This window comes from Vreelandella massiliensis, assembly GCF_900155385.1.
Taxonomy (GTDB): Bacteria; Pseudomonadota; Gammaproteobacteria; order Pseudomonadales; family Halomonadaceae; genus Vreelandella; species Vreelandella massiliensis.
In genome coordinates, this window is record NZ_LT699745.1 from 1,672,746 (window position 1) to 1,692,631 (window position 19,886).

Here is a 19,886-nt window from a genome sequence, read left to right on the forward strand (position 1 = left end):
TAGTCAGCCACTCATATTGCTAGCGGCTGCATAACGCTCGACAATAGCCGCTACTTTTTGACAGCTGAGGCGCATCAACATGACACGCACCGCGTTTTTTATCTCTGACGGCACCGGCATCACGGCCGAGAGCTTGGGTCGCAGCCTCTTGGCACAGTTTGAGAATGTCGATATCAACATGCTAACCAAGCCCTACATCGACACCTTGGAGAAAGCTCATGCGCTGGTAGAAGTGATTGAAGCAACCGCCAATCGCGATGGCGAGCGCCCTATCATCATCGATACCATCGTCGATCAGAATATTCGCGACGTTATTCGCCAAGCATCAGGATTCAAGGTCGATATCTTCTCTACTTTTTTAGAGCCACTGGAGCAGGAACTCGATACGCACTCCTCTTACAGCGTTGGGCGCACACACTCGATCGGCAGCGACGACGTGTACATGGACCGCATCCACTCGGTTCACTTTGCGTTGGATAACGACGATGGCGCGCGAACGCATCAATACGATAAGGCCGATATCATCTTGGTCGGAGTGTCACGCTGTGGCAAAACCCCCACATCGCTCTATCTGGCGCTACAGTTCGGCATTCGCGCGGCGAACTATCCGCTCACCGAAGACGATCAGGATGAGGATGGCGTGCTTAAGCTGCCCAAAGCGTTGGCGCCTTATCGGCATAAACTCTTTGGTTTGACCATCGACGCCCGCCGGCTGGCCGCGATTCGTAATGAACGCCGCCCCAATAGCCGCTATAGCTCGATGGATCAGTGCTTGCAGGAAGTGGAACAGGCCGAGTCGCTCTACCGCTCGATGCATATTCCCTACATCGACACGACGCGCTTCTCGGTAGAAGAGATTTCGACCCGCATGATTGCTGAGACCGGGTTAGCGCGGCGTTTTTCACCGCGCTAACGGACCCACCAGGCGCAATCCTTTAAAGACCTTTAGGGGCAAAAATGCCCGGGGCATTGCGCCAATAGCCTTTGTAATCCATGCCAAAACCAAAGACGAAACGATCCGCGACTTCTAGCCCGCAGTAATCGGCCTTAAGCCCGGGCACTGCCTTGCGGTCGTGTTGTTTATCCACCAGCACGGCAGTACTGATGCTCGCGGCTTGCGCTTCCTTGCAGTACTCCAAGATAGCAGCGAGCGTTGATCCTTCATCCAAAATATCGTCCACAATAACAACGTGGCGACCCGCCATAGGCACTTCGGGTGAGACGCGCCAAAACAGCTCGCCACCCCGCAGTTCGCTGCGATAGCGCGTGGCGTGGATATAGTCGACTTCCAGCGGAAAACCCAGGCGCGTCAGCAGATGCCCGGTGGTAATCAAGCCGCCGTTCATCACGCAGTAGAACACCGGCAGTTTATCCCCGAGATCCCGATTAATTTCCTCCGCCATGCGGTCAAGCGCGTGCTCCACCTGCTCTTGCGTGATCAAGCAGTCAGCGTCGTCCATTAACTCGCGCATGGAGTCGAGCGATGCAAGCGCGTCTTTATCTAGCTTAGCCATGTCTTACTTCCGAAAGTCATAAAGAAAAATTTAGCAGTACTCACTGGCTAGCGCTTCTAGCTGTGCGTGAGTACGACGCCAACGCCCCAGGGCGCTGAGCGCATCGAGATCGGGTCGCGCACGCGCGTAGCGTAATTTCGCCGGTCGCTTGGCACTGATATCGGCGCAGGCTTTGACCACTTCAAGCGCCGCATCGCGGTCGTTGCATACCAGCAGCATATCGCAACCGGCTTGTAGGGCCGCTTGCGCCCGTTGTGCCGGAGCCCCCACCTCTTGGGCGCCTGCCATGCTTAAATCATCGGAGAAAATACAGCCCTTAAAGCCGAGCGATTCTCGTAGCATGCCCAGCCAACTGGGTGAAAAACCCGCGGGTCGATGATCAAAAGCGCGGTAAATCACATGCGCAGGCATGATGCCATCCAAGTCGGCAGCAAGCCGCGCAAAGGGGATCAGGTCGTGCTGCTTGATAGCGTCCAGCGGGCGCTCGTCGACGGGGAGAGCGAGGTGCGAATCCTCCGCGACGCTGCCATGACCGGGGAAGTGCTTGCCGACCGCTGCCATGCCTGCCTCATGGAGGCCATAAATAAAGGCTTCGCCCAGGTCACTCACCTGCTCGGGGTCGGCGCCAAAACTGCGGTCTCCAATGACGCTCGATAGGCCCACGTCGATATCCAGCACCGGCGCAAAGCTGATATCGATCCCGCAAGCCGCCATCTCCATGCCCAATAGCCAACCGGCGTCTTTCGCCAACGCCTTGCCTTCTGCATACCCTGCTTGGTAGCGCTTCCCTATCGCAGCCATGGGCGGCAGGCGTGTCACGCCCTCTTTGAGGCGCTGGACGCGCCCACCCTCCTGATCCACCGCGATCAGAAGCCCTGGCCGTTCGCGGCGGATGGCATCGCAGAGCGCTCGCGCTTGATGAGCACTTTCGACGTTACGCGCAAACAAAATGACGCCGCCCACGCCAGGCGCTTGCAACAGCTTGCGCTCCTCGCGGGTCAAGGAGAGCCCGTCAAGGTCAATCATTACCGGGCCAAAAGGGTGCGACATGGCGAAAGATCCTGAAAAAAGGAGCGCTAATTCTAGACAAACACTCGGCACATGCAACCGTTCGCTACCGCGCTAACCATGCAGCCACACGGGCGTTCCCGGCGGGGCGTGGTCAAATACGTAGCAAAGGTCGTCACGACGCAGGCGAATACAGCCATGAGACCGCGCTTGCCCCATGGGCTCACTCTCCGGTGTTCCATGCAGATAAATATAGCGCCTCTGGGAATCAACGCGCCCACCACGGTTGAAACCTGGCTCTAAGCCGCAAAGCCACAGGATGCGGCTCAGTATCCAGTCGCGCTCAGGGTGCTGCTGCCCCAGCGTGGCCGTGTAGACTTCCCCTGTCCAGCGGCGGCCACGAAATACCGCGTTTGCCGGTGCCTGCCCCCCTATCGCGGCACGCACGTAGTGCCAACCGTGAGGCGTTTTTCCGCTCCCTTCTTCCTGGCCAATCCCGGCTTTTGCCGTCGACACCTGGCAGGAAAAAACCGTTTCGCTCCCCTTCCAGAGAGTCAGCGTCTGACACCCCGTATCAATCTCTAGCCAATAGGCGTGTGCTGGTGGCAACTCACTGAGTTTTGGGGTTCGCATATACCTCCTCATCGACGCTGGGCGGAAGCGGCGCGTTCATCGCGGCCACCACGACGGGACGTAACCGCCTGACAAGCGCGCGCACGGTAACGTGCTCTTGATAATCCTTTTCCGCGATATCGCGCAAGGCATCCAACCCCGAAAGGGTAAAAATGACCGTCCCCAACATGAAGTGCAAACGCCAAAAGCGCTCGGCATCGGGAAGCTCTGGCGTTGCCTGACGCACCAGTTCCGTAAAGCGCGTAAACACCTCGCCATACTCGTCTTGGATAAAGCGCCGCAGGTGCCCTTGAGCCTGGCTATAAGCCAGTCCAAGCAAACGCATAAACACCTTCAAACTATTGCGCTCGGCAGGCACGGCAAGCACCGTGGTGGCCATGGTCTCCAATAGCTCTTCCAGGGGAATCACCTGCCCCTCGTAGCGCTTCTCCAGCTCATCAAGGGCGGAATGAAAGCGCTGCGTAAAGGGGTCAAGGTAGCGCGAGAACACGGCTTGAATCAGGGCTTTTTTGGAGCCGAAGTGATAGTTCACCGCAGCTAAATTAACCCGGGCTTTGCTGGTAATGTTGCGCAGCGATGTTTCCGCAAAACCGCGCTCGGCAAACAGCACTTCGGCGGTATCAAGTATCCGTGTCACCGTATCAGACTGAGCCATGATCGCTCCAAAAAACGAGTGTTTTAAACATGGCCAAATAGTACGCCAAGCTCATTCGAGGCTCAATGCTTGATGCAGCAAGTGCTTTTCGCAGCACAGCCTGATAGGGATCAAACGACCTTCTACCAAAATGAGAAAAAATGCACATAATGGATGTACTGGACAGAGCAACATACTGTATGCTTAATCACACAGTAACCGCATACCGGTTTCATTCGAGCATAGGACGGAATCAATTCGCTCGGTAAGCGCATAAACGAAAAGCGTATGTGGAATAACACCAAGCAACCTACTCGGTATTGACGTTATCGCAGCATTCACACGTCAAAAAGGAGCTAACGATGTCGCGGCCTTTAACTGCTCGCCAGCAGAACGTATATGACTTCATTGTCAAAACCATGGGAGAGTTCGGCTATCCGCCGACGCGCGCCGAGATCGCCAAAGCGCTGGGGTTTCGCTCTCCTAACGCGGCTGAAGAGCACTTGCGCGCGCTAGAGCGCAAAGGCGCCATTCGCATTATCCGCAACACCTCCCGCGGCATCCGCCTGCCCGCGCCGGAAACCACCGATGTCAGCGATCTCGCCCCGGAGAATAACGCTGAAAACACGCCGAACGGTTTGCCGGTCATTGGCGAAGTCGCGGCAGGAAGCCCAGTCTTAGCGGCCGAGCACATTGATCGCTACTGCCCCCTGCCGCCGGAGTACTTCACGCCCAAAGCCGACTACCTGCTCCGCGTTCGCGGGCTCTCGATGAAGGACGTAGGCATATTGGAAGGCGATCTGCTAGCGGTGCACCGTACCGAGCGTGTGCGCGATGGACAAATCGTGGTTGCCCGTATTGAGGATGAAGTGACCGTCAAACGCTTTAAGCGCCAAGGCCACCAGGTTCAACTACTCGCGGAGAACGCCGAGTTTGAGCCTATTGAAATAGACCTGCGCACCCAGGCTCTCGAGATCGAGGGAGTTGGCGTTGGGGTGATTCGTGGCGGCAATGGCCAAGCCTTGGGGTGAAATCGAATAGTTATTGCAGATCGATATAGCGGTGGTCATTAAACGTGGCCACCCAACTTGGGTGATACACCATCAACACGCTTAACAGCATCCCGGTAAGAAAGGCTTCAGACGGCATCAGCAAGGGTAAAAAGCGGGCATACTCCCTAGCCAAATGAACCGCTTCAGGATCGGTACCCGCGGTAACAATGAGGCCCACGGCGGTTAGCCCACCCCCCAATGTCGCCAGTGCCGCGCCGAAAAAACCGCAAACAAACAGAAATATCATTAGATTATCTGGCAGCTTACGATCCACGAAGCGCCAGATAACGCCTACCACCAAGGCAGGGACGATCCCGGTGACGAGCACATTCGCTCCGAGCAAAGCCCAATCATTGCGGCCGACTACCACCATCGCCACGTTAATCATCACATTGCTGATCAAGGCGAGAGGCGCTTTGAAAACCAGCGTCATAAGCGCCGCGAAAACCAGATGTAGGGTCAACCAATCGACCGCTTGAGCGCGTAGCTGCCACATCAACACCACCGCTAAGGTAGCGGCCATCCAACGATGCTGCAGCCCCGTATCCACGAACAGAGGCTGCCACGGCCGCAGTGCCACAACACGCGCTAGCACGGCCAGCGAAATAGCCCCACACAGCCATAATGCCCAAGGCGCCAGCACACTTTCCGCGAATGACATAGCTACCTCAACCGTCGGAATTAGCTAAATACCACCGTCTTATTGCCGTGAATCAGCACCCGATCTTCTAAGTGCCAGCGCAAGCCCCGGGCGAGTACCGCTTTTTCTACATCGCGCCCAAAGCGTACTAAATCAGTGGGTGTATGACAGTGACTCACGCGATGGATGTCTTGTTCAATAATTGGCCCTGCATCGAGCTCTTCGGTCACATAGTGGCAAGTAGCGCCAATCAGTTTCACGCCGCGCTCGTAGGCCTGATGGTACGGCTTGGCTCCGGCGAAGGAGGGCAAGAAGCTATGGTGAATATTGATCACGCGGCCACGGTAACGCTGACATAGCGCCGGTGGCAAAATCTGCATGTAGCGCGCCAGCACCACGCAGTCGGCGTCAAGGGCTTGAATTTGCGCATCGACGGCATCGAAAGCCGGCTGCTTATCCTGCGGGTCAACGGGAATATGGTAATACGGTATCCCGTACCACTCGGTGAGAGAGCGCATGGCATCGTGATTAGAAATCACCCCGACGATGTCACATGCCAACTCTCCCGCTTGCCAACGATAAAGCAGATCCACCAGGCAGTGAGACTCCTTAGAGACCATCAATACAACACGCGGCTTACGCTTAGTATCGGTCAATGCCCACTGCATATTGAACTCTTGGGCTACCGGAGCAAACCCCTCGCGTAGTGCCTGCGCCGTAATACCGAGTGATTCGGCCAAAATTTCATAACGCATGAAAAAACGCCCGGTTTCTAAATCAGAGTGCTGGCTCGCCTCTGTAATAGAGCCCCCCTGCTGGGCGATAAAGCTGGAGACACGCGCCACGATCCCCACCTGATCAGGACAGGAAACCACCAAACGATAAAAGTGTGACTGAGAGAAACTCGACATAATAAACGGACTCTATTAATCAAAACCATCCGCCGCGAGGCGGATAACGCGATTGTCACCCAGCGCAAAAGCGGGAGCATAGCCGACGGCAAAGGGCGCCTCTAACAATAAGGACGATTGTGACACGCCCCCGCAATCCCGTATAGTAAAGGCCCAACTTTCAAGGCTTTTCATCAACATGCAAGCACCGCGCGTACACATTCGTCCTCGTCGTCGCCCCCCGTTGCGCTTACTGCCGCTTGGGGGATGTGGTGAAGTGGGTATGAATTTCACGCTATACGGCTTCGCGCAGCACTGGATCGCCATTGACTGCGGCATGATGATACGTCAAGACTTGCCCAATACCCCGCTGCAAGTTCCCAACCTTGATACGCTCACCACGCTTAATATCACGCCCGAGGCGCTGTTTATTACCCACGGCCACGAAGACCATATTGGCGCGGTCGCTTGGCTGTGGCCACATTGGCAGTGCCCGATCTACGCGACACCACTCGCGGCGGGGCTGTTGCGGCTCAAGTTTGCCGAACATGGGTTAAAACACGATGCCATCAAGGTGGTGGAACCGGGTGAGGCGCTCACATCGGGCCCTTTCACGCTGCGTTATCTCAACCTGACTCACTCCATCCCCGAAAGCTGTGCATTAATGATGCTCGCCGGCGACTATCGCATCCTGCACACCGGGGACTGGAAACTCGATGCCGAGCCGTTGGTGGGCAAGCCGGTCGATGCCGCTCAATTTCGCGCCTTAGCGCCGGTCGATTTAATTGTCGGCGACTCGACCAATGCCCCCATGCCCGGCCACTCCGGCAGTGAAGGGGATGTGGCTCGCGCGTTGGCCAAAACGCTCTCCACCTGCAAGGGGCGCGTGGTGGTGTCGTGCTTTGCCAGCAATGTGGCGCGTATTGTCGCCATCGCCCGCGCGGCCCAACGCTGCGGGCGCCGCATCAGTTTAATGGGCCGTTCGATGGAGCGCATGGTAACGGTCGCGCGTGGCCTTGGGTATTTAGATGAACTGCCGCCGCTGGTACCCGCGCACGATTTGGGGTATTTACCGCCGGAAGAGGTCGTGATTATCGCCACCGGAAGCCAGGGCGAACCCCGCGCGGCACTCCAGCGCTTAGCGCAGGGGCGGCATCCGTTTGTCGATCTCCAGCCGGACGACAGCATTATTTTCTCGGCAAAAGCTATCCCGGGAAATGAGCGTCCTATTGAGCGGCTGAAAAAGCGCTTCACCCAACTCGGCGTGTCGGTTTATGACGAGTTTAACCATCCAGAACTTCACGCCACAGGCCACCCGGCGCATGACGAGCTTTGCACCATGTACCGCTGGGTAAAGCCCAAGCATCTACTACCGGTACACGGCGAGGCGCGCCACCAGCAAGCTCACCAGGCCATCGCCACGGCGCTGGGGATTGAAGCACCCTTGGCACCGCTCAACGGCGATATGGTGCGATTCGACAGCCGCGGGCTGCAATGCGAAGCGCGCTATCCGCAGCCGCCCTGCATTGTGAACCAAAATAATGTGACACCCCACCCAGGACTTGAGGCACCAAGCCATAACCAGCGGCGCGGCAGCCTTTACCTTGCCCTGCCCGTCACCGCAAGCGAGACGGGGTGGTGGCGTATCGGTCGCTTGATGCTGGATAACGCCGGGGCAAGCCCGCTGGATGAAGACAGTTTTAGCGATTGGTTGGACGAGCAGCTAGAAGAGATTCATGCCGATACGCTTGCAGAGCTGCGCCAAGAATTGCAGCCAAGGATAATTGCGTGGCTTGCTGAGCATATGCAGCACCTGCCCGAGGTGCACTTGCAAATCATGGCGGCAGAAATGCCAACCTCTTGATCCCCCTTACCAGCGGGCGGCATCGAATTGATCAGTGTCACGCTCTTTCACCCAGTAGTCGCCTTGCTTGGCGTGCTCTTTCTTCCAGAATGGCGCCTGGGTTTTTAGGTAATCCATTATAAAATCACAGGCCTCAAACGCATCGCGGCGGTGCGCACTGGCCACGGCAACCCGGACAATCGGGTCACCGGGCGCCAGGTAGCCAATACGGTGGACAATACGTACCCCCTGCAAGGACCAGCGCTGCCACGCTTGCTTGCCGATATCCTCTAGCGTGCTCTCGGTCATGCCTGGGTAGTGCTCAAGGGTCAACCCTGTGACATCGGGAGACTCGTTAAAGTCGCGCACCAATCCGGTAAAACTCACCACAGCGCCTATATCGGTGCGCTGGGCAAGCAAATCGTCATAGCCATACGCCATATCGAACGGCACGGACTGCACAGTGACACGAATATCCATGTTATCCCCCGGTGACAGGCGGAAAAAACGCCACTTCGTCATCGTCGGTGACCGGCGCACTGTCGTTGGCCATTACTTGGTTGACAGCACACAGCGTGCGGCGATCACTCAGCGCGGCAAACACGTCGCTACGCTTCGCCAGCGCCGCTTTGAGGCCACCAATGTCACGCGTCTCCATTTCATCCAAGCCGATCACGGCCTCGCTGACGCCCAAGCGCTCGCGTAGCTCGGCGAGAAATTTCACGCGCACGCACGGTGAGGCGCAGCGCTCGCCAATACTGACTTCCCCTGTGGCACTGGTGCCGGTCACAATGGGAGAAACAGCGTCTTCCACATCGTGGCGACGATAGTCACCGCTTTTCCCACCTTGTTTGCTCTCAAGCTGGACTGCCTCGATGCGCATCGATTTATCCACGGCTTTGCACATGTCGTAAAGGGTCAAACACGCGACCGAGACCGCCGTTAACGCCTCCATCTCAACGCCGGTTTGTCCACTCAAGCGACACATCGCTTCAACGTGAACACACCCATGCTGCTCATCAATCTCGAAATCAATCGCGACTTTGGACAGTGCGAGCGAATGGCACAGCGGAATCAATTCATGGGTGCGCTTAGCCGCTTGAATACCGGCAATACGCGCCGTTGCAATGACGTCGCCCTTCGGCAGCGCCCCTTCCGTCAAGAGCTTGAGCGTTTGCGGCTGCATCAGAATGCGCCCAGATGCCACGGCCTCACGGCGAGTTGCTTGCTTGTCGCCCACATCCACCATATTGGCTTCACCTCGGGCATTAAGATGCGTCAGCTGCATGTAAAGTCACCTTAAATCGCTTTAGCGGATAGCATAACAGGCCCAGTGAATGCTCGGCACCCCACCCACGCTCTTTAAGCGTTTGCTTCTCGCGATGCCAGCGCCCACTGCTTCACCCAGAGAGAAATGGCTTCAATATCGTCAATATCGAGCCGCGTGACACCCTTTCTTAGTATGCGCCCATCTTCCGCTTTAAGCGCTGCGGCTCGCACCCACTCATTATCGAGTATGACCGACTCCCCGACGCCGTCGCGGTAGAGCACCAGCTTTGGCAACGGCCAGTCCTTAAACCCCTCAACGATCACCAAGTCAGGTTCATGCGGCACCATTAGGCTGAGCAAGTGATTAAGGTCGGGCTCCTGCTGACCAGGGGTTTCCCGCATCAGGGCAAACCGCTGATGCGAGGCAACCAACATGGGAGACGCCCCTGCTTGGCGTAGCTCATAGCTATCTTTACCCGGCTTATCGACGTCGAAACGGTGATGGGCGTGTTTCACTACGCCCACATCAAGTCCCGACTCGCGCAAATGTGGCAATAACTGGGTGAGCAGCGTGGTTTTGCCCGTCCCACTCCAGGCGGCAACGCCCAAAACGGGGAAAGGCATAGGCGCCACAGCGGCTATATGGGCGGATGACGAAGATGATAACGACATCGTGGCAGGCTCCTGGGTTACCCTAATCAAATTTTGCCAGATAAATAATTACTTATCCTCGCTAGCACCGGGCAACACCCAATTCAGCACAATACCCACCACGGCTGCAAGGCTTACCCCCTGCAGCGTGAATTGGTTGCCTCCGAACTGCATACCGCCAATACCAAAGACCAGTATCAGCGACACCACCACCAAGTTGCGCGGCGCCGTCAACGAATGCCCAGCGCGAACCAGCGTGTTCATCCCCACTACCGCTATAGAGCCGAACAAAAGCGTCATGATCCCGCCCATTACCGGCCCGGGAATGGTCTGCAAAAGCGCGCCCAACTTAGCGACAAAGGCCAGAAGAATGGCGACAACGGCTGCCACGATCATATACATAGGGTTAAACGCACGGGTTAACGTCACCGCCCCGGTGACTTCCGAGTAGGTGGTATTGGGCGGGCCACCAAATAGGGCCGCCACGGTGGTTGCCAAGCCATCGCCTAAAAGTGTTCGATGCAGCCCCGGTTTCTCCAGGTAGTTATTGCGTGTCACCGAGCCAATCGCGATCATATCGCCGATGTGCTCAACCGCCGGCGCGATGGCGACAGGAATCATGAACAAAATCGCCGCCCAGTGGAACTCCGGTGCGGTGAAGCTAGGTAACGCAATCCAACTGGCTTCTGCAACCGGGGAGAAATCCACCACGCCCATCATCAGCGCCAGGGCATAGCCCGTTACGATCCCGCCCATAATCGGCACCAAGCGCAGCAACCCGCGCCCGAAAACGGCGAGCACCAGTGTCACCAAAAGGCTCATCATCGACAGGACAATCGCCCGTGTATAGTCGATGTTTTCGCTCGTTTCGCCGGTGGCCATATCCACTGCCACCGGCGCAAGCGCAAGGCCAATCACCATAATCACCGGCCCTACCACCACAGGGGGCAACAACCGATGCAACCAGCCGGTACCCTTTAGGCGTACCGCCTGGGAAATCACCACATAAACCAAACCGGCTGCCATCAACCCCCCAAGCGTTGCCGGAATACCAAAGTTGGCGATAGAGCCCTGAATAGGCGCAATAAACGCAAACGAAGAGGCCAAAAACACCGGTACGCTCTGCCTGGTGACGGCATGAAACACGAGCGTGCCCGCCCCGGCGGTAAAAAGCGCCACACTCGGATCAAGGCCGGTTAGCAGTGGCACCAAGACTAGCGCCCCAAAGGCGACAAAAAGCATCTGGGTGCCGGTTAATAACATTTTGGGCCATGAATCGGTTTGCGCTGTCGTATCTGTCACGTGGGGCCTCCTCCGTATCGAGTCCAATTAAATATCAAACCGCGTTAGATCATTATCAGGCGGGCAAAAAAATGCCCCCAACGCACGGGGCGAAAGGGGCAATCGAGCTAGGTGCGCTTACCGCGTACCAAAAATTTTATCGCCGGCGTCGCCAAGGCCGGGGACGATATAGCCGTTCTCGTCGAGTCGCTCGTCAACAGCGGCGGTGTAAATCTCAATATCGGGATAGGACTCCTGCACGCGCTTAATACCTTCGGGTGCGGCCACCAGCACGATCACCTTCATGCTTTCACAACCACGCTCACGCAGCATATCCAATGTCGCGACCATCGACCCTCCCGTCGCCAGCATCGGGTCGATCACGATGGCCATACGCTCTTCAATGTCGTTGGCAAACTTAGCAAAGTAAGGGACCGGCTGTAGCGTTTCCTCATCACGATAGAGGCCCACCACGCTAACACGCGCGCTGGGGATCAAATCCGTTACGCCCTCTAGCATGCCTAAACCGGCACGCAGAATCGGCACGACCGTGACTTTTTTCCCTTTAAGACGCCGCGTGGCGATTGGCTCGCCGTTCCAGCCTTGAATTTCGTGATCTTCGATTTCGAGCCCTTGCGTGGCCTCATAAGTGAGAAGCTTTGCCACTTCGCCGGCTAACTCACGGAAGCTTTTGGTGCTAAGGCCAGCTTCGCGCATCAGCCCCAGTTTATGCTGAACAAGCGGATGATTAATGGCATGAACACTCATGGGACTTCCTCGCTACAGGCATTAATTCAACGACTTTCGTCGTCTCGACACGACTACAAAATTGCGCGCCATTCTACCCACAACCGCCCCTAAGGTTAAGGGGTTTCTGGCAATTGCCACTCAATCTGGTCGCGTCCTTGCGATTTAAGGAATTCATTCGCTTGAGAAAAGTGACGCGAGCCAAAAAACCCCCGGTGCGCCGACAGCGGCGAGGGGTGCGGCGCCTCAAGCACGCAATGACGCTGCCGATCGATCAAGCTTTTCTTCTGTCGCGCATGACCGCCCCACAACATAAAAACGCAAGGGGGGGCTTTTTCACTGACCACTTCTATCACACGGTCGGTGAATCGCTCCCACCCTTTTCCGCGATGCGATGCTGCATTGCCCTGCTCAACGGTCAAGGCTGTGTTAAGCAGCAAAACGCCCTGCTTGGCCCAGGCTTCGAGATTACCGTGTTTAACGGGGTCAAACCCGACATCCGCGGCAAGCTCTTTATAGATATTGGCAAGCGATGGCGGTACCGGCACGCCCGGCTGCACGGAGAAGCAGAGCCCGTGCGCCTGGTTCGGCCCGTGATAGGGGTCCTGGCCTAAAATCACGACCTTGACCGCTTCAAGAGGTGTTAGCTCAAAAGCGCGAAACCAGTTCGATGAGTGCGGGTATATCACCTTTTTCGCCGCTTTCTCATCCGCGAGAAACTGCTTGAGCGAGTGCATATATTCAGCATGAAACTCATCGTCTAGGGCTTCACCCCACTCACCGGGTAACGGGTTCTTCATCGCCTTGCCTTGTTCTCTATGCGCCACGGTTATGAGATTACTTTTTAACCTGATCGACGAGCGGCTCGACGTAGGCCACGCCCATATCCCAGGGGAATTGGATCCAGCACTGCTGAGCCACTTCCGTCAGGTACTGGTCGACAAGCGGCCGCCCTTCTGGCTTGGCGTAAATCGTGACAAAGTGCGCTTTAGGCAGCATTTCCCTCACGGCCTTGGCCGTTTTGCCGGTATCCACCAGGTCATCAACCAGAAGCCAGCCGTCGCCGTCATGGTCGACCCCTTTCAGCACATTCAAGCCACTCTGCTCCATGTGGTCATAGCTTTTAATGCAGACCGTATCGATCAAGCGCACATTCAGCTCGCGGGCGATCAGCGCGGCGGGGATCAATCCTCCACGCGTAATGGCCACAATGCCTTTAAAATCGCGCTCAACCAGCTGATGACACAGTTGGCGAACATCGCGGTGGAGCTGATCCCAGGAAACCGTGAAATGCTGGTGGTAGCGGTGAGAACTCATAGAGGATTTACTCGTCTTCGGTGAAAGAACAGACCGCGAACACACCGAAGCCTGAATCGCGAATTTTTTGCGATCCACCTAATTCAGGCAGATCAATGATGGTGGCAGTTTCCACCATGTGGCCACCGCAGCGCTGGATTAAATTCGCCGCGGCCAGCATCGTGCCACCAGTGGCAATGAGATCGTCCATTAGCAAAATACGATCGCCCTGGTTGAACGCATCGGCGTGCAGCTCGACCTCTGAGTGGCCGTATTCCAGGGTGTAAGTTTCACTGACTGTTTTAAACGGCAGCTTCCCTTTCTTGCGTACGGGCACAAAGCTACAGCCAAGCTCATACGCTAACGGCGCCCCAATGATAAAACCCCGCGCGTCAATCGACGCGATGGCATCTAAGTTCATCTCTTGATAACGGTGCACGAAGCTGTCGATCAGCTTGCGAAAGGCGGCACTGTTTTGCAGTAACGGGGTAATATCGCGAAAATTTACCCCCGGTTCAGGCCAATCCGGCACCGTGCGGATAACGGACTTAATATAGTCGCCGTAGATGCTCATCGCGTCTCTCGTTTGGTCGGTAAATGTCGAGTTTTAGTCTAAGAAGAAGAATTTAGCCACGAACAGCAGCGCCAATAACACCACTGCAATATTCAAATCTTTAAAGCGGCCAGACAGCGCTTTAATCGCCACGTAGCTGATAAAGCCTAGCGCAATGCCTTCGGCGATAGAAAACGTCAGCGGCATGGCCAAGGCCGCAATCAAAACAGGGGCCGCCTCGGTAGCGTCATCCCAGTCAGCGTGGGACAGGCTACCCGCCATCAGTACCGCGACATACAACAGTGCACCGGCAGTGGCATAGGCGGGAATCGAGCCTGCCAGCGGAGCAAAGAAGAGGCTCAATAAAAACAGCGCCCCCACCACAACGGCCGTCAGCCCCGTGCGTCCACCCGAGGCGATGCCTGCCGTGGATTCGATATAGCTGGTCGTGGTTGAGGTCCCCAGCGCTGCGCCCGCCATCGACGCGGTACTATCCGCCATCATCGCGCGGCCAATTCGCGGCAACTTACCGTCCTTGTCCAGCAGCTTGCCCCGTTGCGCGACACCCACCAGCGTGCCGGAAGTGTCGAAAAGATCGACAAACAGAAAGGCAAAAATCACGCTCAGCATGGCGACATCCAACGCACCCACAAGGTCCATCTGCATCAGCGTCGGGGCAATCGACGGCGGCATCGACATGAGGCCGCCGTACTCATTATGCCCCAGTAGCATGGCGACGATTGTCACGCCCAAAATACCGATCATTACCGCACCGGTGACGTTTAGATAGGCCAAGGCGGTGATCACAAAAAAGCCGATCAGCGCATAAATCGCCGACGGCTCGCTAAGATCCCCAAGGGCAACGTAGGTGGCTGGATTTGACACCACGATGCCGGCATTTTTAAGCGCCACCATGGCCAGGAAAAGCCCGATCCCCGCCGCGATGCCTAAACGTAGCGACAGCGGAATCGAGTTGATGATCCATTCGCGAATCTTAAAAATACTCAGCAAAAAGAAGCAAAAGCCCGATAAGAAAACCGCGCCAAGCGCCGCTTCCCAGGTGTATCCCATCCCCAGCACGACACCGTAAGTAAAAAAGGCGTTCAACCCCATACCCGGTGCCTGGGCGATTGGATAGTTGGCCCAAATCCCCATCACCAAACAGCCGATAGCCGCGGCCACACAGGTCGCCACAAAGACGGCACCGTAATCCATTCCCGCCTCGGAAAGGATGCTGGGGTTCACGAAGATGATATAGGCCATCGTCAGGAAGGTCGTAACCCCGGCGATCACCTCGGTTTTGATACTCGTTTTGTGCTCAGTGAGCTTGAAGTGTTTATCAAGAAAGTTCATAGGGTTTCTCTATCCTTCGCGCCAACGCGTCGGATCTCTAGGTGCAAGAAAAGCCGCACATCTTATCGAAAGGCACTTGTTATCGAAAGACAATTTGCGATAAGAGCGCCAAAATGCGGCCGAGCGGTTTGGGCATTTGCCCACTTACTCATGATGAGCAAAGAGTGACTAGCAAACTTTAGGCCATTAACTAACCATTCGGTCAAGAACTTCCCAAAGCTATCTACAGGCGGCTCGCCAAAACGCGCTCCACCGTTTCCACGATCACCTGGGTTTGCGGGTCAATTTCGATGTTGACCTCATCGCCCACTTTACGCTCGCTTAGCACCGTCCGCGTTAACGTCTCAGGGATCAGGTTGACGCTGAACTCCACGCCATCCCCCTCATTCGCGCGGCGCACGTCCCCCACGGTCAGGCTAATACCGTCCACACCAATATAGCCTTTTTCAAAAACAAACCGACTGACGCGTTCCGGTAGCGCAAACCACAGGCGACGGTTGTTGGGCGCTTCTTCTAACTCGACCATCTTAGCCATGCAGATAACATGACCGGACATGGCATGACCGCCAATCTCATCGCCAAAGCGCGCGGCACGCTCTATATTAACGCGCTGCCCGGGTGAAATTGCACCAAGGTTGGTCAACCGAAGTGTTTCCCGCATCAAGTCAAAGCTTACGTTGTCGCCCTCGATTGCCGTCACGGTCAGGCAAACGCCGTTATGAGCCACCGAGGCGCCTATCTCAAGCCCTTCGCGCATCGAAGCCGGCATCTCCACCACGTGAGTACGAAATTTATCCAGTTCGCGCACCGCAACCACAACGGCAGTTCCTTGAACAATCCCAGTAAACATCGCTTTCCCCTAACGGTTTGCAATCAGCAAGTTTTTAAATGACACGCCTTTCTTGCCAACACTCGGCAAAAATCGAGGCTCATTGTGCCACTTTTATGCGCCCTGCACTTCCTCGACAATGCGTGTCTGGGAATTTTTCCCAACAGGTGCCAAAGTAGCCCGCACCCAGCACCAAATGCACCCAGCAAAAGCGTATAAAAAAGAAAATAAACCTATAACAATCCTCAATCACGAAAAATAGCGCTAACAAAATTTGACACGGATCGAAGGGGTCATTAGACTTTTGCCGCACATATAAAGACGCCGATTTGTACCCAGATTGCGGGCGTCTACCTAGCGAGTCGTTGGGTAAAATGCAGCTAAAAGGGTGTGTCCAGCGTTGATGGCCACCCGTTTAGGGTGGCCTTTTTTTGTTTCCCGCCCTACGCTCTCCCCTCGCACTCTATTGTCGGCCCATTGATGTCTTTGGCCTCCCATAAGGCAGACGCGATTTATGATCGAACTTAAAAACGTCAGTAAAACCTACTTTACCAAAGCGCGTGGTAGCGACGCGGGCGTCGTGCATGCACTAAAAAACGCCGACTTGCACATCCCCAAGGGCACCATTCACGGCGTAATCGGCTTGTCGGGCGCCGGTAAATCCACCTTGATACGCTGCGTCAATCTGTTGGAGCGCCCGACGGAAGGCAGCGTCGTGGTCAATGGCCAGGAAATGACGCGTTTGAATGCGCAGGAGCTCAATCAGGCGCGACACCGCATTGGCATGATTTTTCAGCATTTTAACCTGCTCACGACACGCAATGTGTTTGACAACGTCGCCTTGCCACTGGAGTTGATGGGGCGCTCCAAAAGCGCTATTCGTAAGCGCGTCCTGCCGCTTTTAGAGCTTGTAGGCCTTAGCGATAAAACCCGCCAGTTTCCTTCCCAGCTCTCCGGCGGGCAAAAGCAACGCGTCGCCATTGCCCGGGCACTGGCCAGTGAGCCCGCGGTGCTACTTTGTGACGAGGCGACGTCAGCCCTTGACCCCCAAACCACCGGCTCTATTTTGGAGCTGCTGCGCGATATCAATCAAACTCTCGGCATCACCATTTTGTTGATCACGCATGAAATGGAAGTCGTGAAGTCGATCTGTCATCGCGTCAGCCTGATTTCCGGCGGGGAGCTTGTGGAGAACGCAGTGGTCGGCGATTTCTTCACCGCCCCGCGTACACAGCTTGGCCGTGAGTTTTTGAACGACTTTCTCCAGCTCTCGCCGCCCAAAGAGCTGGTGGAGCGGTTAGAGGACACACCGAGCGAGGCGACGCACCCGGTGGTCCGCCTCACCTTTTCCGGCGATGCCGTCTCCACGCCGCTTATTTCTCAGCTCGCGCGCGAGTGCGGCGTTGACGTCAGTATTCTTCAAGCCAAAGTGGAGTCGATTCAGGAGCGCACCCTGGGCCTGATGATTGCTGAGCTACTGGGAACACCGGAACAAACCGAACAGGCGATGAACTATCTTGAATCTCACCAGCTACAAGTAGAGGTATTGGGTCATGTCCAGCGCAATGATTAACCTTATTCTGCAGGCAACGCTGGATACGCTCTATATGGTAGCGGTATCCGGCGTGATCTCGACGCTTCTCGGCATACCACTTGGGGTAATGCTCTATGTCACTCGGCCACAGCAAATCTTGCCTAGGCCGATACTCAATTCCGTGCTTGGGGTGATCACCAATATCGGCCGTTCGATCCCGTTTATCATCCTGATGGTGGCCATCATTCCCTTTACGCGAATGCTGGTGGGCACGTCTATCGGCATTAACGCTGCGGTGGTCCCACTGACCATTGCCGCTATCCCTTTTGTCGCCCGCCTGGTGGAGGGCGCACTCAACGAGCTATCCCCGGGGTTGGTGGAAGCCGCACAGGCGATGGGCGCGACACCCTGGCAGATTATTCGCAAGGTATTACTTCCCGAAGCACGCGGTGGCATTATGACGGGCCTGACGATTACGTTGGTGACGCTAGTCAGCTACTCGGCCATGGCAGGTGCTGTGGGCGGCGGTGGTCTCGGAGACTTGGGCATTCGTTACGGCTACAACCGTTTCAATCCTACTATTATGCTTATTACCGTGGTGATTTTGGTGGTCATGGTGCAAGGCTTCCAAAGCATTGGTGACTACTTGGTGCGCAAAAGTGATCGCAAATAACAATCACCAATATAGCTAAAAAGCATTAGACAGCCTGTTTTTATTACCTCAAAATAACCTTAATGCACAACGCGTTAAATTAGGAGGCACAGATGAAAAAGCTTTTGATCGGCGGTCTTTCCGCTTTTGCGTTAACCCTCAACGTGGCGAATGCGGACTCACCCAGCATTAAAGTGGGTACCGTGGCGGGACCGGAAACCGATGTCATGCAGGTTGCAGCAGAGATTGCCCAGCGCGAGTACGGCCTGACTGTCGAAATCATCGAGTTCACCGACTACGTCACGCCCAACGCGGCACTCGCCGATGGCAGCCTGGACGCCAACGCTTACCAACACGAGCCCTACATGCAGGCCATGGTCAACGACCGCGGCTATGACTTCGCCATCGCCGGCTACACCTTTGTGTACCCGATTGGTGCCTATTCGGAAAAGTACGACAGCATCGACGAATTACCCGAAGGGGCTCAAATCGCGCTACCCAACGACCCTTCCAATGAAGGGCGCGCGCTGATTCTCATGCATAACCAGGGTCTGATTACGCTAGAAGACCCGACAAACCTGGAAGCAACCCCCATTGATATCCTCGCCAACCCCAAAAACTTCCGCTTCCGCGAGATTGAAGCCGCGCAGCTTCCCCGCGTACTGCCGGATGTCGATTTGGCCTTTATCAACAACACCTTTGCTCAGCCGGCAGGACTAAGCCTCGATGACGCGCTGATCCAAGAGGGCCCCGAGTCCCCCTACGTCAACCTGATCGTGGTCCGCGACGGCGACGAGGACCGTGACGAAATTCGTCAACTGGTCAACGCTTACCAAACGGAAGCCGTTGTCGAAAAAGCCTCAGAGCTTTTTGGCGGCGCTGCCGTTCCCGGTTGGGTCGACAAGCAATAAGCCATCGATAAGGCTTCGCTTTCAAGCACGATCACCAGGCCGGCAATGCGCCGGCCTGGTGCGTTTTTCAGGAAACGATATGACACACACCACCGATTACGCCTTACTTAATAAACAGCTCCACGCTCTGCTGGACACCCGCGACTGGCTGACCAATAGCGCTCAGCTTAGCGCGTTCATATTTGAGCAAATTCCTGATCTTAACTGGGTAGGGCTTTATCTACACCGCGAACCAGAAACCCTCTGCCTCGGCCCGTTTCAAGGCAAGCCCGCTTGCCACCCTATTCCCTTTAGTAAAGGCGTTTGCGGTGCGGCGGCACGCAGTAGTCAAACCCAGCGGGTGGGTGACGTTCACGCCGTGGCCGACCACATCGCCTGCGATGCGGATTCACGCTCCGAGCTTGTGATCCCGATCGTGGCGGACGAGACGCTTTGGGGCGTACTCGACCTCGATAGCCCCAAGCTCGAGCGCTTCAGCGCAGCGGATCAAGCAGGGCTTGAGTCCCTCGTGGCTCTTTTTACCCAGCGCACAGAACTTCCGCGTTTTATCGAAGCGCCCTGACTAAGCCATCTACAGCCATCTACAAACAAATGCC

The 19,886-nt window shown here is 56.0% G+C and carries 23 protein-coding genes; 7 read left to right on the forward strand and 16 right to left on the reverse strand.

The window, feature by feature from the left end; genetic code table 11:
* Nucleotides 1-79: 79 nt before the first annotated feature.
* Nucleotides 80-913 carry a posphoenolpyruvate synthetase regulatory kinase/phosphorylase PpsR gene (gene ppsR / locus BQ9846_RS12485; protein WP_075881281.1) on the forward strand — a complete coding sequence of 278 codons (834 nt, stop codon included), beginning with the start codon at nt 80-82 and terminating at the stop codon, nt 911-913.
* A gap of 22 nt (nt 914-935) precedes the next feature.
* Here ppsR and BQ9846_RS12490 read toward each other — a convergent pair whose 3' ends face one another.
* From BQ9846_RS12490 to BQ9846_RS12505, 4 genes are all read right to left on the reverse strand, one after another.
* The gene (locus tag BQ9846_RS12490) at nt 936-1,514 is read right to left on the reverse strand and encodes a hypoxanthine-guanine phosphoribosyltransferase (protein WP_075881282.1); all 579 of its coding nucleotides are present in this window, start codon (nt 1,512-1,514) and stop codon (nt 936-938) included.
* Between the two features lie 30 nt (nt 1,515-1,544).
* Nucleotides 1,545-2,564 (reverse strand): beta-N-acetylhexosaminidase, encoded by a 1,020-nt coding sequence (gene nagZ / locus BQ9846_RS12495; RefSeq protein ID WP_075881283.1) that lies wholly within the window; start codon nt 2,562-2,564, stop codon nt 1,545-1,547.
* Nucleotides 2,565-2,636: 72 nt separating this feature from the next.
* Nucleotides 2,637-3,155, reverse strand: coding sequence for a L,D-transpeptidase (locus tag BQ9846_RS12500; protein ID WP_075881284.1), 519 nt, complete (start codon nt 3,153-3,155; stop codon nt 2,637-2,639).
* On the reverse strand, nt 3,133-3,810 hold the full coding sequence (locus BQ9846_RS12505; protein ID WP_075881285.1) for a TetR/AcrR family transcriptional regulator: 678 nt from the start codon (nt 3,808-3,810) through the stop codon (nt 3,133-3,135). The genes BQ9846_RS12500 and BQ9846_RS12505 overlap by 23 nt, the downstream gene beginning before the upstream one ends.
* 341 nt (nt 3,811-4,151) lie before the next feature.
* On the opposite strand from BQ9846_RS12505, the gene lexA reads away from it, so the two are divergent.
* A complete protein-coding gene (gene lexA / locus BQ9846_RS12510) occupies nt 4,152-4,820 on the forward strand; it encodes a transcriptional repressor LexA (protein ID WP_075881286.1) in 669 nt (222 codons plus the stop codon).
* A 10-nt stretch (nt 4,821-4,830) separates the two neighbouring features.
* Here the strand turns inward: lexA and BQ9846_RS12515 are convergent, their stop codons facing one another.
* Together BQ9846_RS12515 and purU are read right to left on the reverse strand one after the other, a co-directional pair.
* The gene (locus tag BQ9846_RS12515; protein ID WP_075881287.1) at nt 4,831-5,502 is read right to left on the reverse strand and encodes an energy-coupling factor ABC transporter permease; all 672 of its coding nucleotides are present in this window, start codon (nt 5,500-5,502) and stop codon (nt 4,831-4,833) included.
* 20 nt (nt 5,503-5,522) lie between these two features.
* On the reverse strand, nt 5,523-6,392 hold the full coding sequence (purU, locus tag BQ9846_RS12520) for a formyltetrahydrofolate deformylase (RefSeq protein ID WP_075881288.1): 870 nt from the start codon (nt 6,390-6,392) through the stop codon (nt 5,523-5,525).
* 262 nt (nt 6,393-6,654) lie between these two features.
* Between purU and BQ9846_RS12525 the strand changes: the two genes are divergently transcribed.
* Nucleotides 6,655-8,235: a ribonuclease J gene (locus BQ9846_RS12525; RefSeq protein ID WP_075881289.1), complete on the forward strand. Its 1,581-nt coding sequence runs from the start codon at nt 6,655-6,657 to the stop codon at nt 8,233-8,235.
* A 6-nt stretch (nt 8,236-8,241) separates the two neighbouring features.
* Here the strand turns inward: BQ9846_RS12525 and moaE are convergent, their stop codons facing one another.
* From moaE to BQ9846_RS12575, 10 genes are all read right to left on the reverse strand, one after another.
* Entirely contained in the window at nt 8,242-8,694 is a 453-nt protein-coding gene (gene moaE / locus BQ9846_RS12530; RefSeq protein WP_075881290.1) for a molybdopterin synthase catalytic subunit MoaE, read from the reverse strand.
* A gap of 1 nt (nt 8,695) precedes the next feature.
* Nucleotides 8,696-9,502, reverse strand: a complete 807-nt coding sequence (moaC, locus tag BQ9846_RS12535) for a cyclic pyranopterin monophosphate synthase MoaC (RefSeq protein WP_075881291.1) — start codon at nt 9,500-9,502, stop codon at nt 8,696-8,698.
* 74 nt (nt 9,503-9,576) lie between these two features.
* On the reverse strand, nt 9,577-10,155 hold the full coding sequence (gene mobB, locus BQ9846_RS12540; protein ID WP_235818960.1) for a molybdopterin-guanine dinucleotide biosynthesis protein B: 579 nt from the start codon (nt 10,153-10,155) through the stop codon (nt 9,577-9,579).
* A gap of 48 nt (nt 10,156-10,203) precedes the next feature.
* Nucleotides 10,204-11,397: a uracil-xanthine permease family protein gene (locus BQ9846_RS12545; RefSeq protein ID WP_210433208.1), complete on the reverse strand. Its 1,194-nt coding sequence runs from the start codon at nt 11,395-11,397 to the stop codon at nt 10,204-10,206.
* A gap of 156 nt (nt 11,398-11,553) precedes the next feature.
* Nucleotides 11,554-12,183, reverse strand: coding sequence for a uracil phosphoribosyltransferase (gene upp, locus BQ9846_RS12550; protein ID WP_075881293.1), 630 nt, complete (start codon nt 12,181-12,183; stop codon nt 11,554-11,556).
* 95 nt (nt 12,184-12,278) lie between these two features.
* Nucleotides 12,279-12,962 carry a uracil-DNA glycosylase gene (gene ung / locus BQ9846_RS12555; RefSeq protein ID WP_075881294.1) on the reverse strand — a complete coding sequence of 228 codons (684 nt, stop codon included), beginning with the start codon at nt 12,960-12,962 and terminating at the stop codon, nt 12,279-12,281.
* Nucleotides 12,963-12,999: 37 nt separating this feature from the next.
* Entirely contained in the window at nt 13,000-13,479 is a 480-nt protein-coding gene (gpt, locus tag BQ9846_RS12560; RefSeq protein WP_075881295.1) for a xanthine phosphoribosyltransferase, read from the reverse strand.
* Between the two features lie 7 nt (nt 13,480-13,486).
* Nucleotides 13,487-14,032: an adenine phosphoribosyltransferase gene (locus BQ9846_RS12565; protein ID WP_075881296.1), complete on the reverse strand. Its 546-nt coding sequence runs from the start codon at nt 14,030-14,032 to the stop codon at nt 13,487-13,489.
* A gap of 33 nt (nt 14,033-14,065) precedes the next feature.
* Nucleotides 14,066-15,364, reverse strand: a complete 1,299-nt coding sequence (locus BQ9846_RS12570; protein ID WP_075881297.1) for an NCS2 family permease — start codon at nt 15,362-15,364, stop codon at nt 14,066-14,068.
* A gap of 223 nt (nt 15,365-15,587) precedes the next feature.
* On the reverse strand, nt 15,588-16,214 hold the full coding sequence (locus BQ9846_RS12575; RefSeq protein ID WP_075881298.1) for a riboflavin synthase subunit alpha: 627 nt from the start codon (nt 16,212-16,214) through the stop codon (nt 15,588-15,590).
* Between the two features lie 493 nt (nt 16,215-16,707).
* Here BQ9846_RS12575 and BQ9846_RS12580 point away from each other — a divergent pair, with 493 nt between their 5' ends.
* From BQ9846_RS12580 to BQ9846_RS12595, 4 genes are all read left to right on the forward strand, one after another.
* Nucleotides 16,708-17,766 carry a methionine ABC transporter ATP-binding protein gene (locus BQ9846_RS12580; RefSeq protein ID WP_075881299.1) on the forward strand — a complete coding sequence of 353 codons (1,059 nt, stop codon included), beginning with the start codon at nt 16,708-16,710 and terminating at the stop codon, nt 17,764-17,766.
* Nucleotides 17,747-18,400 carry a methionine ABC transporter permease gene (locus tag BQ9846_RS12585; protein WP_075881300.1) on the forward strand — a complete coding sequence of 218 codons (654 nt, stop codon included), beginning with the start codon at nt 17,747-17,749 and terminating at the stop codon, nt 18,398-18,400. Before BQ9846_RS12580 ends, BQ9846_RS12585 begins: the two co-directional genes overlap by 20 nt.
* 92 nt (nt 18,401-18,492) lie before the next feature.
* On the forward strand, nt 18,493-19,290 hold the full coding sequence (locus BQ9846_RS12590; RefSeq protein ID WP_075881301.1) for a MetQ/NlpA family ABC transporter substrate-binding protein: 798 nt from the start codon (nt 18,493-18,495) through the stop codon (nt 19,288-19,290).
* Nucleotides 19,291-19,369: 79 nt separating this feature from the next.
* Nucleotides 19,370-19,852 (forward strand): GAF domain-containing protein, encoded by a 483-nt coding sequence (locus BQ9846_RS12595; RefSeq protein WP_075881302.1) that lies wholly within the window; start codon nt 19,370-19,372, stop codon nt 19,850-19,852.
* Nucleotides 19,853-19,886: the final 34 nt, after the last annotated feature.

What these genes read in the sequence shown, in the direction of transcription:
- ppsR (WP_075881281.1), top strand. Translation starts at nt 80, where the DNA reads ATGACACGCACCGCGTTTTTTATCTCTGACGGCACCGGCATCACGGCC.
- BQ9846_RS12490 (WP_075881282.1), bottom strand. Translation starts at nt 1,514, where the DNA reads ATGGCTAAGCTAGATAAAGACGCGCTTGCATCGCTCGACTCCATGCGC.
- nagZ (WP_075881283.1), bottom strand. Translation starts at nt 2,564, where the DNA reads ATGTCGCACCCTTTTGGCCCGGTAATGATTGACCTTGACGGGCTCTCC.
- BQ9846_RS12500 (WP_075881284.1), bottom strand. Translation starts at nt 3,155, where the DNA reads ATGCGAACCCCAAAACTCAGTGAGTTGCCACCAGCACACGCCTATTGG.
- BQ9846_RS12505 (WP_075881285.1), bottom strand. Translation starts at nt 3,810, where the DNA reads ATGGCTCAGTCTGATACGGTGACACGGATACTTGATACCGCCGAAGTG.
- lexA (WP_075881286.1), top strand. Translation starts at nt 4,152, where the DNA reads ATGTCGCGGCCTTTAACTGCTCGCCAGCAGAACGTATATGACTTCATT.
- BQ9846_RS12515 (WP_075881287.1), bottom strand. Translation starts at nt 5,502, where the DNA reads ATGTCATTCGCGGAAAGTGTGCTGGCGCCTTGGGCATTATGGCTGTGT.
- purU (WP_075881288.1), bottom strand. Translation starts at nt 6,392, where the DNA reads ATGTCGAGTTTCTCTCAGTCACACTTTTATCGTTTGGTGGTTTCCTGT.
- BQ9846_RS12525 (WP_075881289.1), top strand. Translation starts at nt 6,655, where the DNA reads ATGAATTTCACGCTATACGGCTTCGCGCAGCACTGGATCGCCATTGAC.
- moaE (WP_075881290.1), bottom strand. Translation starts at nt 8,694, where the DNA reads ATGGATATTCGTGTCACTGTGCAGTCCGTGCCGTTCGATATGGCGTAT.
- moaC (WP_075881291.1), bottom strand. Translation starts at nt 9,502, where the DNA reads ATGCAGCTGACGCATCTTAATGCCCGAGGTGAAGCCAATATGGTGGAT.
- mobB (WP_235818960.1), bottom strand. Translation starts at nt 10,155, where the DNA reads ATGTCGTTATCATCTTCGTCATCCGCCCATATAGCCGCTGTGGCGCCT.
- BQ9846_RS12545 (WP_210433208.1), bottom strand. Translation starts at nt 11,397, where the DNA reads ATGTTATTAACCGGCACCCAGATGCTTTTTGTCGCCTTTGGGGCGCTA.
- upp (WP_075881293.1), bottom strand. Translation starts at nt 12,183, where the DNA reads ATGAGTGTTCATGCCATTAATCATCCGCTTGTTCAGCATAAACTGGGG.
- ung (WP_075881294.1), bottom strand. Translation starts at nt 12,962, where the DNA reads ATGAAGAACCCGTTACCCGGTGAGTGGGGTGAAGCCCTAGACGATGAG.
- gpt (WP_075881295.1), bottom strand. Translation starts at nt 13,479, where the DNA reads ATGAGTTCTCACCGCTACCACCAGCATTTCACGGTTTCCTGGGATCAG.
- BQ9846_RS12565 (WP_075881296.1), bottom strand. Translation starts at nt 14,032, where the DNA reads ATGAGCATCTACGGCGACTATATTAAGTCCGTTATCCGCACGGTGCCG.
- BQ9846_RS12570 (WP_075881297.1), bottom strand. Translation starts at nt 15,364, where the DNA reads ATGAACTTTCTTGATAAACACTTCAAGCTCACTGAGCACAAAACGAGT.
- BQ9846_RS12575 (WP_075881298.1), bottom strand. Translation starts at nt 16,214, where the DNA reads ATGTTTACTGGGATTGTTCAAGGAACTGCCGTTGTGGTTGCGGTGCGC.
- BQ9846_RS12580 (WP_075881299.1), top strand. Translation starts at nt 16,708, where the DNA reads ATGATCGAACTTAAAAACGTCAGTAAAACCTACTTTACCAAAGCGCGT.
- BQ9846_RS12585 (WP_075881300.1), top strand. Translation starts at nt 17,747, where the DNA reads ATGTCCAGCGCAATGATTAACCTTATTCTGCAGGCAACGCTGGATACG.
- BQ9846_RS12590 (WP_075881301.1), top strand. Translation starts at nt 18,493, where the DNA reads ATGAAAAAGCTTTTGATCGGCGGTCTTTCCGCTTTTGCGTTAACCCTC.
- BQ9846_RS12595 (WP_075881302.1), top strand. Translation starts at nt 19,370, where the DNA reads ATGACACACACCACCGATTACGCCTTACTTAATAAACAGCTCCACGCT.